Origin of the sequence: Mesorhizobium sp. C416B (genome assembly GCF_030323165.1) — a bacterium.
GTDB lineage: Bacteria > Pseudomonadota > Alphaproteobacteria > Rhizobiales > Rhizobiaceae > Mesorhizobium.
The window spans coordinates 3,885,101-3,898,446 of the sequence record NZ_CP100471.1 but is presented as its reverse complement, the minus strand read 5'-3'; the positions used below and the strand labels follow the sequence as shown (position 1 = coordinate 3,898,446).

The 13,346-nt window shown below is 61.8% G+C and carries 15 protein-coding genes; 3 read left to right on the top strand and 12 right to left on the bottom strand.

All coding sequences use genetic code 11. The features are described 5' to 3' along the window. Positions 1-63: 63 nt before the first annotated feature. From NLY43_RS19010 to NLY43_RS19000, 3 genes are all read right to left on the bottom strand, one after another. Positions 64-303 carry a hypothetical protein gene (locus NLY43_RS19010; RefSeq protein WP_023710284.1) on the bottom strand — a complete coding sequence of 80 codons (240 nt, stop codon included), beginning with the start codon at positions 301-303 and terminating at the stop codon, positions 64-66. Next, entirely contained in the window at positions 300-605 is a 306-nt protein-coding gene (locus NLY43_RS19005; protein WP_023710285.1) for a hypothetical protein, read from the bottom strand. The genes NLY43_RS19010 and NLY43_RS19005 overlap by 4 nt, the downstream gene beginning before the upstream one ends. A gap of 423 nt (positions 606-1,028) precedes the next feature. Then, complete coding sequence (locus NLY43_RS19000) at positions 1,029-1,265, bottom strand: hypothetical protein (protein ID WP_156935564.1); 237 nt, start codon at positions 1,263-1,265, stop codon at positions 1,029-1,031. A 535-nt stretch (positions 1,266-1,800) separates the two neighbouring features. Between NLY43_RS19000 and NLY43_RS18995 the strand changes: the two genes are divergently transcribed. Then, complete coding sequence (locus NLY43_RS18995) at positions 1,801-2,145, top strand: hypothetical protein (protein WP_023710288.1); 345 nt, start codon at positions 1,801-1,803, stop codon at positions 2,143-2,145. Between the two features lie 3 nt (positions 2,146-2,148). Here the strand turns inward: NLY43_RS18995 and NLY43_RS18990 are convergent, their stop codons facing one another. The 9 genes from NLY43_RS18990 to NLY43_RS18950 all read right to left on the bottom strand — a co-directional run bounded on the left by NLY43_RS18990 (position 2,149) and on the right by NLY43_RS18950 (position 8,868). Continuing rightward, positions 2,149-2,475: a hypothetical protein gene (locus NLY43_RS18990; protein ID WP_023710289.1), complete on the bottom strand. Its 327-nt coding sequence runs from the start codon at positions 2,473-2,475 to the stop codon at positions 2,149-2,151. Continuing rightward, complete coding sequence (locus NLY43_RS18985) at positions 2,472-3,056, bottom strand: hypothetical protein (RefSeq protein WP_023710290.1); 585 nt, start codon at positions 3,054-3,056, stop codon at positions 2,472-2,474. Before NLY43_RS18985 ends, NLY43_RS18990 begins: the two co-directional genes overlap by 4 nt. Positions 3,057-3,186: 130 nt before the next feature. Continuing rightward, on the bottom strand, positions 3,187-3,333 hold the full coding sequence (locus tag NLY43_RS18980; RefSeq protein WP_156935565.1) for a hypothetical protein: 147 nt from the start codon (positions 3,331-3,333) through the stop codon (positions 3,187-3,189). Next, entirely contained in the window at positions 3,330-5,972 is a 2,643-nt protein-coding gene (locus NLY43_RS18975; RefSeq protein ID WP_245264031.1) for an AAA family ATPase, read from the bottom strand. Before NLY43_RS18975 ends, NLY43_RS18980 begins: the two co-directional genes overlap by 4 nt. Positions 5,973-6,029: 57 nt before the next feature. Next, the gene (locus tag NLY43_RS18970; protein WP_023710294.1) at positions 6,030-6,290 is read right to left on the bottom strand and encodes a hypothetical protein; all 261 of its coding nucleotides are present in this window, start codon (positions 6,288-6,290) and stop codon (positions 6,030-6,032) included. Positions 6,291-6,317: 27 nt separating this feature from the next. Further along, positions 6,318-6,905 carry a hypothetical protein gene (locus tag NLY43_RS18965; RefSeq protein ID WP_156935567.1) on the bottom strand — a complete coding sequence of 196 codons (588 nt, stop codon included), beginning with the start codon at positions 6,903-6,905 and terminating at the stop codon, positions 6,318-6,320. Beyond that, on the bottom strand, positions 6,902-7,114 hold the full coding sequence (locus NLY43_RS18960) for a hypothetical protein (protein ID WP_156935568.1): 213 nt from the start codon (positions 7,112-7,114) through the stop codon (positions 6,902-6,904). The genes NLY43_RS18965 and NLY43_RS18960 overlap by 4 nt, the downstream gene beginning before the upstream one ends. 84 nt (positions 7,115-7,198) lie before the next feature. Beyond that, the gene (locus NLY43_RS18955; protein ID WP_023710297.1) at positions 7,199-7,639 is read right to left on the bottom strand and encodes a hypothetical protein; all 441 of its coding nucleotides are present in this window, start codon (positions 7,637-7,639) and stop codon (positions 7,199-7,201) included. After that, a complete protein-coding gene (locus tag NLY43_RS18950) occupies positions 7,639-8,868 on the bottom strand; it encodes a tyrosine-type recombinase/integrase (RefSeq protein ID WP_023710298.1) in 1,230 nt (409 codons plus the stop codon). Before NLY43_RS18950 ends, NLY43_RS18955 begins: the two co-directional genes overlap by 1 nt. Positions 8,869-9,192: 324 nt before the next feature. Here NLY43_RS18950 and NLY43_RS18945 point away from each other — a divergent pair, with 324 nt between their 5' ends. Then, the gene (locus tag NLY43_RS18945; RefSeq protein ID WP_023710299.1) at positions 9,193-11,415 is read left to right on the top strand and encodes an SAM-dependent methyltransferase; all 2,223 of its coding nucleotides are present in this window, start codon (positions 9,193-9,195) and stop codon (positions 11,413-11,415) included. Positions 11,416-11,564: 149 nt separating this feature from the next. Continuing rightward, positions 11,565-13,328 carry an adenylate/guanylate cyclase domain-containing protein gene (locus NLY43_RS18940; RefSeq protein ID WP_023710300.1) on the top strand — a complete coding sequence of 588 codons (1,764 nt, stop codon included), beginning with the start codon at positions 11,565-11,567 and terminating at the stop codon, positions 13,326-13,328. Positions 13,329-13,346 lie beyond the last annotated feature (18 nt).

The window sequence follows — 13,346 nt, the reverse complement described above, 5'->3', positions numbered from 1 at the left end:
GCCCGAGATCCGCGTGTGTTCCGGCGATGAAAATATACACGGGTGCTGCGTCAAAGACCAGCATCATGCTGCGATCTTCTCGGCGCCCAAATCGTTGGCGGCTGCTGAAATCAACCCGCGAACAACCTCTTGCTGGCGCTGCGCCTTCCGCTGTTGAAGCCAGGCATAGTCCGCGATGTTGCGAAGATCGCGTTCGAACATCCTGACGTGCAGCCGAGCGTCTTCGATCCGATGTGGATGGCGGGCCGCTCGCTGTTGATCGTCTTCAGCCCAATGCTGGACGATCACCGCCGCGGCGCTCATGCACACGATGACGTTGCCAGGATGACAAGCCGGCAATCGCTGAGCGGCCGCAACCGCAGCCCCTGCGATGCCCGTGGTGAGCTGTCGCACCGCTCGTCGTCAAGCTGGAACAGCGGCCGGAACTTGCGAAGCGAGCCCAAGACCCATGCCAGTTCGAACGCGATATCGACGTGTGGCAGCGTCACTTTCCAGAAGCCGAATATGAACCGGTCGATCTCGTCGTCGAACGCGATCGTCTCACGGCTCGGCGGCTCGGCCTCATAGTGCTCGTCGGCGTAGGGGATGATGAATTCGGTCTGCATCGGCTCGCATCCGGTTGTCCGATGTTGAAGGTAAGGCGGCCTGCGGCGCGGAAAAATCAGTTATTTGCGGGCACTTTCGGCGGGGCTTTTGCAGTTTGAAGTTTCGATCGGCCGCAAATTCCTACGACGGTCCGCCGGGGTTCCGGCCACGCGATTGGGAGTGTGCCGAGGGGAGGGTACCGGGGGCGGGCCACATGTTGGCAGGGCTTGGCGCCGCCGCGGGTGCTTCAGCGCAGCGCCCTTGCCTCTGTATGTGTGCCTGCGCTGCAACCCAGGCGCGGCTTTCCTACCGCCGCCAGAGGGGACGACAAGGCACCAACCGCAATATTGATACTGTTAGGGCGCCAATGATGTCAGGGGCTTAGCTGGTCCGCATGGTAGCGGCTTGCAAGCAGAGCCTTATTTTGAGCCAAAAAAGCCCACTCAGCGCCCATCTAGATAACGATCGATCGCCGCATCGACCTCGCCAGGACCGACCTTCGGCTCGAGAGGCGCCAGCGCCTCCGCCAGGCGGCCGCGCTCGTAATCCCGCTGCGCATCCATCCGGGCATAGCGCGCGAGCTCGCGGTTCATGAAGAACGACGGGGCGAAGAATCGCCAAGCCAAGTAAGCCACGCAAAGGCCTATTGGCACGTAGAAAGTTGGTTCTGTGAAGGCCAAGGCAACCCCCGATCAACATCTGCAATCAACGACCTATCATCAAGATCAACTTTTTTCCACTCCCTTATCAAACAAAGCAATCCTACCAATGCTTTGTGCGAGTTGAGTGTGAAGGTCGCTTCGATCAATAACAGTCAACAAAATCAACGAAAAATAGCTGTTGACGGACGTCGGCGAACGGCACGTTACTATCCTCACCTAAACAGAAAGCGGAGAAAAACGATGCCAACGAATACATGCCAGAACGAAGCGATTTTGTTCTTTCAGATTGCGTCAGAGTTGCGCCGTGCGGAAAGGGAGTGTGCCGATCCGGCGGCAATGGCGGAGCTAATCGACGAGGTCGACGCGATGCGGCAGCATTCGTCGAGTGCACTCATCAGGGGCGCTGTTCCGATCTGCTTCGCCAGCACGAAAATTTGAAGGCCGGGGCCGCCAGTTAGGCGCGCCCCACGCCAAATTTGCCGAGTTCCTACGGCCCGCTGCTCCCCGCAGCGGGCCTCAATGTCGTTTTTGTAACGCGTAAAGGAGTACCGAAATGCCTGAGTTGTCACGTCTCACAATGCACAAGCCTGGAACTGCGCAATGGGACTTGCTTCGCCCTACCCAAGTCCCCGAAGCTACCGTTCAGATGATGCTCGTGCAGCTGGTGTTCTCTGCTGATCAACTTCACCGCTGTCGCGCCCTGGCAAGAGATTTCAGAACCCGATTTGCAGAGACGCCGGGTATGGACCTGGCGCGCATGTGGGATGCACGGATTGATCATCGCTTGAACCGGCCCGGTCCGACCGCACTTCACATTTTTTCGATGATCCTGCCCGCATCGCTGATGGTGACGTCAATCCAGGCCTACCGGGCAGAGTGGAGCGCGCCTGTCGAGTAGTGACTAATCGAAGGCGCCGCCGGCTGGCTTAACTGCCGCTGGGCGGCGCTGTCTGCGCATGAGGTCCTGGGTGGCTTTCTCCAATTCGGTGCCATCCATCTCTGCCGGATCTTTCACGACGCCCGCGTTGCGGTCCGCTCGGTCGAGCATACCCCCAATTTGAAGGAGAGTCCGTTGCGACGACGCCCTTGCAACGGCAGTCTGTGTCTTGTCACGGCAAATCTCCAGCGCGCTTTCATATGCGACCTTGACGCCCTCCACCCGAGCGCGTCGGATTATCTCGGCGCGCACAGCCTCGTCGTCGTCAAATTCATCCTCGAATTCACTCATGCGAATGCCCCTATCGGCTTTGGTTTTTGTTCGTCGTCTCGGCGGCGCTCTAGCTCGGCCCGTAGCGCTGCTATCTGATCCGCGAGTTCGGCTGACTCGGCAGACGGCGCCGGCCGTGGCCGTTCCGTCATGGCGCGAACCTCAGCCGCCTGTTTGCGCTCATCGCGCTTGCGTTGGCGCGCGGCCGCGCTACCAGGCTCGCGGGCGGCGTGCCAGGCTTTGTGGCGCTCGCGCTCCTCACTCGACATTGCCGCCAAGCGAATAGAGCGTTTCCGTGCCGCGCGCTCCTGCTCGGCCAGTTTCTTCCGAAACCTCTTTTCGGCATCGGGCGATTTTGCGTCGGGCCACTGCGTTCGATGCCATTCGTCGCCGCGCGGTGTCCGTCCGCCGTGAATGAAACACTTGCCGTTCTCCATCGCGATCAGCTGGCACGGCTCGCGGTCGCGCTTCCGTGCGGCATTGCATTTAGCAAGATTGGACCGCTCGGCATTCCACTCGCTAATGGCCGCCGATCCGATCAGCCGCCATTGCGCGGATGACTGCCACGCCGTCGGCGCGTGTTGTGGCCGCTTTCTCTTCATGGCTGGATTCCTCTGAAGAGGTGATGAGGTATTCTGAAAACCCGCCGTCTGCCGTATGGGGGTCGGGCTTGTCGGTCCGACAACCCCCTACGTAGTAGCGACAAGCAAAAACAAGAAACAAGCATTGAAATCATTGGGTTTTTCGCCGCCTTGTTTCTTGTTTCAGAAAACAAGCACCGACAAGCTGGGCGACATACAGATTAAGCGCTTGATTTCTCTGCTTGTTTTGCTTGTCGCCGACAAGCTGGAAATAAGCGCCGACAAGCCCCTTCATCACGCGTCAGCCTCCACGGGATCGCGGCGCACGAACCAAGGGGCAGTGTCACCGTCCTTCTTTTTGAAAACGCGAAGTCGGACATCTTGTCCACCGCGCTGGATCACACGCCCGGCGCCTGTAATGATTGCGGTCACGTACCCGGTAACAGCCGGCCGCTGTTTGCCTTTGATGAGGCCCTCCCGCCGAAGGTGTTCGCCGACCGTCGCCCATATACCGGACAGGTTGCACTCGTCGAAACTTGCCATCACCGAGTCGACTATCCGGGCGACATTCAACGCTTCATCGTCGGAAACGTCGCGTGCCGCGCCGACACGGCTCTTCACATCGACCAGTTCGAGCACCGGGGCAAAGTCGCCTTCAGCTTTCAGCCGCTCGGCCGGATCATCCTGAAACATCGCGGCTGCCGCACCGCGCGGAATGCCCGACCCATTATTCACGGCGACGCTGAGCCGGCGGGAAACCGTTGGCTCCGTCGGCTTCCGATTGTGGGAGACCTTGGCGTAGTCGAGCCGGATCATTTGGTCGGTTGGAGACACGCCCCAGGTCTTTTCGTCGTCCTCGCCGGTGACATTCGTTAGCGTGAAGGCGCTGCGGACCTTCCCGACGGCCGCGAACGCCCCGCGCCCGGCCCCCATGTCGCCGCGGCGATCGCGGCTGGCCTTGCTCGTGTGGTGCAGGATCTCAATGCAGCAGCCGTGCTTGGCCGCGATGTTCGCGACCTCCTGTAAAAGAGCGTTAATGTCATCGTTGCTGTTTTCGGCGCCGCCGGCCATCAGGCTGACTTGCGGATCGAGAACGACCAACAGCGGCTTATGCTCCACGATGCGCGCCTCGAGTAGATCGGCGCCTGGGGCGCGGCATAGCGGCTTACGGGCATCCGGCCGGTGTAGGATAGTCAACGTCTCATCATCGACACCCGACCACAGGACGATCGGGTGTTTCATGTCTTCCGGCGTCAGATGCAGATATTGCTGGCACGCCGCCAGGCGACGCTCCATTTCGCTCAGCCGGTCTTCCGCATTGTAGACCAGGACAGGGCCGAACCGGTGCAGCAACTCATGGCTTTCGCCGTGTGCGCCGCGTAGCACTTCGCGCTTTCCCGTTGCCACGATCACGGCGTCTCGGATGGCGAAGGTTGACTTGCTGATGCCGGGCTCGCCGACACACTGCGTCACGTCGCCGATTGGCAGCCGCGGCTCGATCAGGAAAGAACGGACCGGCAGCGTTTTCGGGTCGACAAGACCGGTCACGACGGACAAGCCGGTCCGGGCAGGCCTTTCGAAAAAGATCGCGGCAAAGTCCGGCGCCAATCGATAGTCCGCCCCGCCATGGGCTTGGCTCGAGATGTGTGGGTAGGCGCCGTCGGTGTAGATGATGGCCTTGTTCCGACCGCCACCGTATTCGGGCTCGATCGGGTCAGCGCATGTTTTGCGATGAAAGGCAGCCGGGTCCGCCAGGATCTCTGCCACTGTCACCAGCCGGCCATCATCCAGACGGATCTGAAATCCGCCTATCAACTCTGACCGCTCGAGCGCGGCCGTTACAATCCTCTCAGCAGCGGCGCGCGGTTCGCCGGCTGCCTCATATTTCCCGACTTCTTCGGCGCGATGCTTTGCAGCGATCGCCTGCGCCTCCGGCGCGCAAGACCGTTTGATGTCGTCGACCCGACGAGCAAATTCCGCTTCTTCCGCTGGCGACAGGTCCGCGAATTTCTGAGTGTCCAAGAAACCGCCAGTGGGGTTGATGATGCGCGGTTGCCGAGCGTCCGGCTCGTAGGCGAGTCGCACGTCGTCAAGCATGGCGTCCGCCTCATACCAAAGTCGCTCCGGCCCCTTGGTCGCCACCTTGTCGATGAGCGTACGCACCGACACCGCGCCGTTTTTCGTGATGAAAGGGAAACCAAAGCCGGCGAGCACCAACCGCGCAAAGAGCCTATCGGCAAAGGCCGCAATATCGGATCCGTCGGTGACAAAGAGATACCGGTGCTGACCGCTATTGGCGCCCGTCGCCAAGCCGTTCTGCGAATTGACGACACCTGTCGAGGATGACGGCCGCAGAACTGTGCAGGCCTTTCCGAACTCTGGAAACACTTGGGCGAGAATGCCTGTCAGCTGGCCTGGCGTGGCGCCGACACGGTCTCTCACCGTGGCCGGCCAGTCCTTCACATCGAAATCGAGGCCGAGCACTGCGGGGCCATGGGGATGGACGAAAAAGCTCTTGCTCCGAGAGACTGCGTCGGAACCATCCAGCATGGCGGCGGTGACAATCTGAACGCTTTCGGCTCCTGCCGGCGGCGGAACCAAGACCAAGGCTTCGTTAGGGCTCAAGGCCATCAATTGCTTCGAAAACGCAGATGCGACCTGTGGCCCATCACCCACCAGTGTCACACGACGGGCGAGCCCGGTTGCCATGCCTGGACTGCGTGTACTGATCGGCTTGCCGGACGCGGGGTCGATGCTGAACGTCTTTGCCAACGCGCCGGCGCTCTCCATGACTGAAAATGAAATTTCTTTTCTCGGCGCATGATCTGATGCGGCTGGTGGCGGCGACGGGATAGAGGCCTTTCCCGCCCTGGCGCGCACTTGCTCCCAATTGGCCTTCTCTGGTTGCGCGGGGGTCGGCAGGTGCTGTATATTCACTGTGCTCAAGACCTTTCAGGCCGGTTCGCTCTGCCAGGAGCGGCCGGCTTTCGTTTTTCAGGTGTTGTCGATCGCCAGATAAAGCCGCGGGCCTGGAGGCGGCGCGGATGCCAGCAGCGCGCCATCGACAAGATCGACGAGGCTGCGGACCGTGACGACGAGGGGGCCGCCCCGCGTCACCCGGCAGCCGTGAAGCCGGCCCTCTGCGATGCGGTTTCGAACCCAGTCGGTCGATCGCGCGACGATCTCGCCTGCCTCCGCGATCGAGACAAACGCGCGGTCGCGCCAGGGCACATATTCGATTTTCTGGATCTGCATGGTGGTCGCCTTCCTTGTTGAGGGCGATCAATTTGCGGGCGATAGTTGCGCCGAAAAAGACGCATGTCGGGTGGTCTTTTTGGCGCGAAGCCCACCGGCTCGCTCGTCGGCCATCGCGGCGTCCAACTTCTCGAGGTCGAGGATTACGTCGAGCAGGAGCTCGGCGGATCGCTGCACAGCGATTGCGCGCGAAAGCCCGACCTTTTCATAGGCCCCGCCGAATATGCGACGGAACTTCTTGTCGCGCTTTTCGACTTTGTCTTTTGTCGCGGGCTCACCCAGCCATTTCGCGGCGGTCCCGGCTTGATTTTTCGCCTTGCCCCTAAAGCGATACAGCGCCGCCGTGTATAGGACGATTTCGAACAGATCGGTGGTGGGGCGGCCAGACTTGGACGGTTCGAAGGATTTGCGCCATTCTCGCAGCCACGGCTCGACGTCGGTTTTGATCGCGTACCCAACCAGGTGCTCGACGTCGGCCGGAGAGCCGTCCAGGTTGCATCCGCGACCGCGCAGCATAGCAGCCGCGATTTCCTGAACCCGGTCAGGGCCGAACAACTCGACGATGTCTTCTGGACCTCGATCGAGATCAACAAGCGCCCGTCGAAGTAAGCTCATTGGGCGGCGCCGAGCCAGGCGCGTGCATCGGCGACGCGATATCGCGGGCGGCCTTCAATCACGGTGATGTGAGGACCCCGGCACAGGCGCGCCCATTTTTTGAATGCTTGTTCCGTGAAGCCCGACAGTGCCGACATTTGCTTCCGGGTGAGCAGGGCGTCTGGCGGCAGGGTGCTCAGATCGGGGGTGTTTTGCAGTGGCGAAGGCATGAGGACGGTCCAGTTGATCGTTTGTTGATTGATCAACCGTAGCCGGTAGGAACCGCCGGTAGCAGAGACACAAACCCCTCTGAATTACGTCCCCTCTGGCGGAACCGCCATGTACAGCATCTGAAGGCTGCTGATGTCACCCCAGCGCTTCGCTTGCCGTTTGTAACGCTTCAGCCACGTGCCTTCGGCCGATCCGTTTTCATTATCGCCGCCATTGGCAGCAACCCACGCGCGGATCGCGTCGTTTAGGCTTGCTTTGTGCAAGAGACGATGCTCGACCACGAAGCGGAACAGCCGCCAGCTAGTCTGATCGTCTCGCGTGCGTCCCCGGCGCCTTGTCGATCCTGGGAGGCCGAGAACATCGCGGCAAATTCTTGCGAGCACGTCAGGTCCCGAAAGTTGATCGAGAAGTTCGGCCGGCTCAACAGCGTAACGCTCGGCCAAAGCCAACAAGAGGTCGAATCCATCGGTCGGCTGGGCACTCACGTGCTTCACATTTGCAACGATGTCACCGAACCTCGCCATCAGCTAAACGCTCCAGCCGGCGCCGCGCTCACCACGCGGTCGACATGGCTTGACCATGCCTCAAACGCGGTGCGGACCCGATCCGCGCCGTTATCCCGGTCATAAATTTCAATCAGGTTTTCTCTGGCATGGCCCAACGACAATTCGGCTGTTTCGGTGTCGATGCCTAGTCGGCTCAGGCCAGTGCGGAATGTCCGGCGAAGATCGTGGAAGGTGAAGTCCACGCCGCTCTCTTTGACGAGTGCAGCCGTCATCTTGTTCCAGCCGCTCATCAGGCCGCCAGTGCGCGCGGATGGGAACATCAGGTCGGAGCGCGAGTCGACCGGGCAAAGCGCGAACAGTGCATCCAGCTGCTTCGAAACGCCTAGGGTGTGCCCCCGTCCCTGCTTTACGAAGGTCGCGGGCAGGTTCACTGCGACTGCCTTGGGATTTCGACGGTCGAGCATCTTTCTCTCAAGTCCCGCACCCTCGCCTCGGCGACAACCCGTGAGAATCAGGAAGCGAACGAAGCGGCCGAAGACTGTGGCCGGCAGTGCAGCGTTCCACACCCTCACCAACTCATCGTCTGAAAGAGCTCGCCCATGCTTTGTTTTGGCTAGGCGATCGGATCGGGTGGCTCGCTGCCGGCGGTAGCCGTAGAGCGGATTGGCATCGATCACCTTTGCCTTCACCTGGCAGAATGCAAGAAACGCCCTGCACCTTGACCGGAATTCGTCCGCAGCACCCTGCATGCCGGTGCGCTCAAGCGTCTCGACGATAGCGGCGAAATCGGTCCCCTTGAGCTCCGCGATGTCTTTTTCGGCGTGCTTCTTGAGTCGCCGCCGCAATAGGCTCATCACCATCTTCCATGCGACGTATTTGCGCCGCTTCAGATCGGCTTCGTAGCGATCGAGCAGTACGGACACGCGCGCCTTGTCGCGGCGCCGCTCTTCCGCTCTCTCTTTTGCAGGGTCACCGCCCGCCGCAGCCTTTCCGAGGGCCGCAAACGCGAGCTTCCGGGCGTCTGCGGCAGTCCGAATGGTTTCAGGTGTGCCGAGCTTCACACGCTTCGCATTGGCGGCTCTGCCTTGGCCGGCGGGGCGATACGAGACGATGTAGGTCCGGGCGCGGCCGCGGAGCCGCAGACCGAATCCAGTCACTTCGGTGTCCCAAATCACCGATTCCGACTTTCCAGGCGGCAGGACGGCGCGAGCCACAACGGAATCGGTCAGTTTTGTCTTGGACAGCACGGCAAAATCTCGGGCAGCACTCGGGCAGCACCGATTGCGTTAACCGGCGTACCCAACTATAACCCACCGTAGACTCTCAAGCCATTGCTTTCTGCGGTGATTTCGGCGTTGCGCGATCACCATATCCACGAGGGACCCTCAGGCCACACACTTGCCAAGGTTGGGGTCGAGCGTTCGAATCGCTTCACCCGCTCCAGTTTCCTCTAGGGGAATCAAGCGATGAAGAGGCGCCTTTCGGGGCGCCTTTTGCTTTTTCCAGACCGGCGATGTAAGCGCGTTGCGGGACACTTGTTCTCCCTCAGAACCAGGCGCAGGTAAGACGGCGTGGCGCACAATCCCTCGGGTTCAATTTCGGCGAAAGGCGGCACCGCATCCGAAGCGCTTGCTTGGCTGGCGTTGCGGAACGCCGCGTCCGAATGCGGCTCAGGCTCGCGCTTGATCGTCCCGCAGCCCCTGCGCGCACTGCCGGCGGGACGCAAGTGGGCGCATGAGATTGCCAAGGTAATCTTCGATGGCCTCATGGCAGGAAGCCTGTCGGTGCCGGCGCAATTGGCTGCCGGATGGGCGAGGTTCGGCAGCGCAACCACCGCGTTGATCATCGAACTCGGCAAGATCTGGGACAATCCCGCAGCAGCTCGCCGCGTCCAGTACCAGCTTGAGCAAATGCTTCTCGAACCCGACGATCTTGCCACGCCGCGCAGGCTGGCGCGAACGCTCGGAATTCGCGTCGACGCTCGCAATCCGACCGCGACCGAACTGCCGGAAGGCATCGATCAGATCTATGCCCATCTGATGCTGGATGGCCGGATCGAGGCTGTAGTGCAGTTCGGTGCACTCGGGACGGTGACAAGCGATCATTGGATTGAATTGATCCTGGATGTAGTGCCTGCTGAGCGGCTTGCGGGAGGATCGCCTGCACCGCAAAAGGGCGCCGGCGCGACCACGTCAAACACGCCTGCAGCCGAGGCATCGTTTGCCATGGCGGGAAGCGAGCCCGATCAGGACAGCCACTTCGGCAAACTCGCGCAATTGGCCGCACAGGCGCATGACCTGGTTCGGTCGAGCGCTGAACCGTCAGAGCCTGTTGCGCCGCGCCGCGCACGGGTCGCGGACAAGCACGACAAGGATCGCACGGCGTTCTGGAACAGCTATTTCGCGACCGAGGATCCGTGGAACTACGGTTCGTCCTATGAGCAGGAGAAATACGAGCGCCAGCTCGAAATCCTGCCTCCCGGTCCCATCGGGCGGGCGCTTGAACTGGCCTGCGCGGAGGGCCACTTCACGCGGCAGCTGGCTCCGCGTGTGAGCCATCTGGCCGCAACCGACATTTCCGCCATAGCCGTCGAGCGAGCCCGCGCCCGATGCAACGATCAGCCGAATGTCGAGTTCGGCGTACTCGATTTCGCTGCCGACACGCTGCCGGGTGAGATGGATCTGATCGTCTGTTCGGAAGTGCTCTACTACTTGGATGACCTCGCCGAGCTACGGCGCATCGCCAGGAAATTCGCCGAGGCGTTGGCGCCTGGCGGCAGCTTCATCAGCGCACACGCATTCGTGTTGCGTGACAATGTCGAAAAGACGGGCTTCGACTGGAACACATTCGGTGCCCAGGCGATCTCCGAGACGCTGGCGGCGACCGAAGGCCTCGTCTTCGAGCAATCGATCCAGACCGAGCTCTACCGCATAGACCGCTTCCGCCGCCTGTCGCCGGGCGATGTGGCGACGGACCCGGTGATCGATCATGTGCCGATCCGCGCGCCCATCGAAATCGGCGTCGCGCGAAATATCGTCTGGGGTGGGGCGCGAGCCTTGCGCCGCGACGTCGCACGTAACGAGCAGCGCCGGCATATCCCTGTCCTCATGTATCACGGCGTTGCCGATGAAGGTCCGGCCGCGCTCGCTCGCTTTCGGCTCACGCCCGCCGCATTCGCCAGCCAGATGGCATGGCTGCGCGCCAATGGCTTTCACGCCATTGGCTCCGAGCAGTTGGAGCAGTTCATCACCAACCGTCAGCCTTTCGTCGGCCGCCCGGTGCTCATCACCTTCGATGACGGCTTCCAGAACTTCGCCGACCATGCCTGGCCGATCTTGCGCGCCAACGACCTGACCGCGGAAGTGTTCCTGGTGACGGACCTGGTGGGCGAAAGTGCAAAGTGGGACACCGACATCGGTCCGCCGACGCCGCTTATGGGCGCCGGGACGGTGCGACGCCTCGCTGCCGAAGGCGCCTTCTTCGGCAGCCACATGGCGACGCATCGCGCCATCGATGGTCTGTCGAGCGCTGACCTGGCCGCCGAGCTCCTGCGCTCTCGTCTGTTCATCGAACGCTGGACCGGCCGTCCAACCACGGCGTTCGCGGCACCCTTCTCCGTCACCGACCGACGGCTTGGCCGGCTGGCCAGGGAGTGCGGCTATCGAGTAGGCTTCGGCCGCAGGCACGGGCCGGCGGACCTCCATAGCGATCTCATCGACCTTCCGCGCATCGAGATTCGCGGCGACCGCTCGCTCGATGACTTTGTCGCCACTGTGGAGGCCGTGCTCGGATAAACGCCGAACTGGTCGGTGCGGCAGCGCAAATGGGCATCCGCGTGGGCTGGTGTCAGAGCGCTGCCGGTAGCGCGGCTGCGTGGCCGTGGTTTGCGAAAATTCCCTCGTCCCGCCGTCTTCCTGCTATGATGGAGATGAGGAGGCGACCCATGAGCGAGAACCGTAAGCTGGCCGCAATCCTGGCTGCAGATGTGGTCGGATACAGCCGGCTCGCGAGCGCGGACGAAGATCGTACCTTGGCGCGGTTGCGGGCACTGCGCAGCGACCTGATCGATCCGATCATTGCAGTGCACCACGGGCGGGTTATCAAGCGTACCGGAGATGGGGCGCTGGTTGAGTTTCGCAGTGTGGTGGATGCCGTGCGCTGCGCCGTTGAGATTCAAAACGGTATGGTTGAGCGCAATGCCGGCGTACCGCAGGAGCGCCGCATCGAGTTCAGGATCGGCATCCATCTGGGCGACGTGGTCGAAGAGAGCGATGGCGACCTGATGGGTGACGGCGTCAACATCGCCTCGCGTCTGGAGGGCGTTGCGGCGCCCGGCGCCATCTGCCTGTCCGAGGATGCCTATCGCCAGGTCAAGGCCAGGCTTGACCTCTCGGTCAGCGATCTCGGCAGCACACAGCTCAAGAACATCGCCGAGCCGATCCGGGTGTATTCGCTGCAGGTCGGCGCCGGGGCCAAGGTGGCCGTGACCTCGCAAACCCCGACGAGGCCTCCGGCTGCGGCAGCGCCGCCGAAACTGTCGATCGCCGTGCTGCCGTTCGCCAATATGAGCGGTGATGCCGAACAGGACTACTTCGCCGACGGCATCTCCGAAGACATCATCACGGCGCTGTCCAAACTGTCACAGCTCTTCGTCATCGCTCGCAATTCGTCCTTCATCTTCAAGGGCCAGAACGTCCATGTGCAGGATGTCGGCACGAAGCTCGGCGTGCGCTATGTCCTTGAAGGCAGCGTACGCAAGTCGGGGAACAAGGTACGCATCACCGCGCAGCTCATCGATGCAATCTCAGGCGGCCATCTTTGGGCGGAGCGGTTCGATCGCGATCTGACCGACATATTCGCCGTGCAGGATGACGTGACGCAGCACATCGTCGGTGCGCTGGCGCTCAATCTGACCGAGGATGACCGTCTGCGGCTGGCGCCCGAACACCAGCGCAACCCGGAGGCGTATGACTGTTTCCTGCGGGGCCGGGAGCTATGGCACCGGCTGACGAAGGACACGAACGTCGCGGCCCGCGAGCTCTTGCAGCGGGCCATCGAACTGGACCCGAAATTTGCCTCTGCCCACGCTTTCCTAGCCCTCACGTACGGGCTCGATTACCTCAACAGGTGGGGTGCGTCGGACTCGATGGCGCAAGCGGAAGAGGCCGCAACGCGAGCGGTAACGCTGGATGACAGCGATCCCTGGGCGCACTGGGCGCTGGCATCGGCCAAGCTTTACACACGACGGCACGATGAGGCCATCGGCGAGGTCGAGCGCGCGATAGCCCTCAATCCGAACTTCGCCGAAGCGCACGTCGCCCGCGGCGAGGCGCTGTATTATTCGGGTAGGCCCGCGGAGGCGCTAGAGAGTTTCGCCCGGGGAAAGACCTTGAATCCATACTTCCCGGATGTGCTTCTGCACTTCCAGGCTTTGGCATCGTTTCAACTGGGAAGGTACGAAGAGGCCGTCGACCTCTTGCTGCAACGGCTGGCTCGCAACGCTGTCACCGACGTCTCGCGTGCGCTTCTGGCCGCATGCTACGGCCATCTGGGCCGTTTGGAGGAGGCCCATACGGCATGGCAGGACCTGCTTCGCGTCAATCCCGCCTATTCGCTGGAACACCGTCGCAAGGTCTTGCCTTACAAGAACCCTGCCGATTTCGAACTCATGGTCGAGGGGCTCCGCAAGGCCAGTGTGGTGCAATGACGGGCTAAAGCCCGGCCG

What these genes read in the sequence shown, in the direction of transcription:
- NLY43_RS18940 (WP_023710300.1), top strand. Translation starts at nt 11,565, where the DNA reads ATGAGCGAGAACCGTAAGCTGGCCGCAATCCTGGCTGCAGATGTGGTC.
- NLY43_RS18955 (WP_023710297.1), bottom strand. Translation starts at nt 7,639, where the DNA reads ATGGCGAGGTTCGGTGACATCGTTGCAAATGTGAAGCACGTGAGTGCC.
- NLY43_RS18995 (WP_023710288.1), top strand. Translation starts at nt 1,801, where the DNA reads ATGCCTGAGTTGTCACGTCTCACAATGCACAAGCCTGGAACTGCGCAA.
- NLY43_RS18970 (WP_023710294.1), bottom strand. Translation starts at nt 6,290, where the DNA reads ATGCAGATCCAGAAAATCGAATATGTGCCCTGGCGCGACCGCGCGTTT.
- NLY43_RS18960 (WP_156935568.1), bottom strand. Translation starts at nt 7,114, where the DNA reads ATGCCTTCGCCACTGCAAAACACCCCCGATCTGAGCACCCTGCCGCCA.
- NLY43_RS19010 (WP_023710284.1), bottom strand. Translation starts at nt 303, where the DNA reads ATGAGCGCCGCGGCGGTGATCGTCCAGCATTGGGCTGAAGACGATCAA.
- NLY43_RS19005 (WP_023710285.1), bottom strand. Translation starts at nt 605, where the DNA reads ATGCAGACCGAATTCATCATCCCCTACGCCGACGAGCACTATGAGGCC.
- NLY43_RS18990 (WP_023710289.1), bottom strand. Translation starts at nt 2,475, where the DNA reads ATGAGTGAATTCGAGGATGAATTTGACGACGACGAGGCTGTGCGCGCC.
- NLY43_RS18965 (WP_156935567.1), bottom strand. Translation starts at nt 6,905, where the DNA reads ATGAGCTTACTTCGACGGGCGCTTGTTGATCTCGATCGAGGTCCAGAA.
- NLY43_RS18985 (WP_023710290.1), bottom strand. Translation starts at nt 3,056, where the DNA reads ATGAAGAGAAAGCGGCCACAACACGCGCCGACGGCGTGGCAGTCATCC.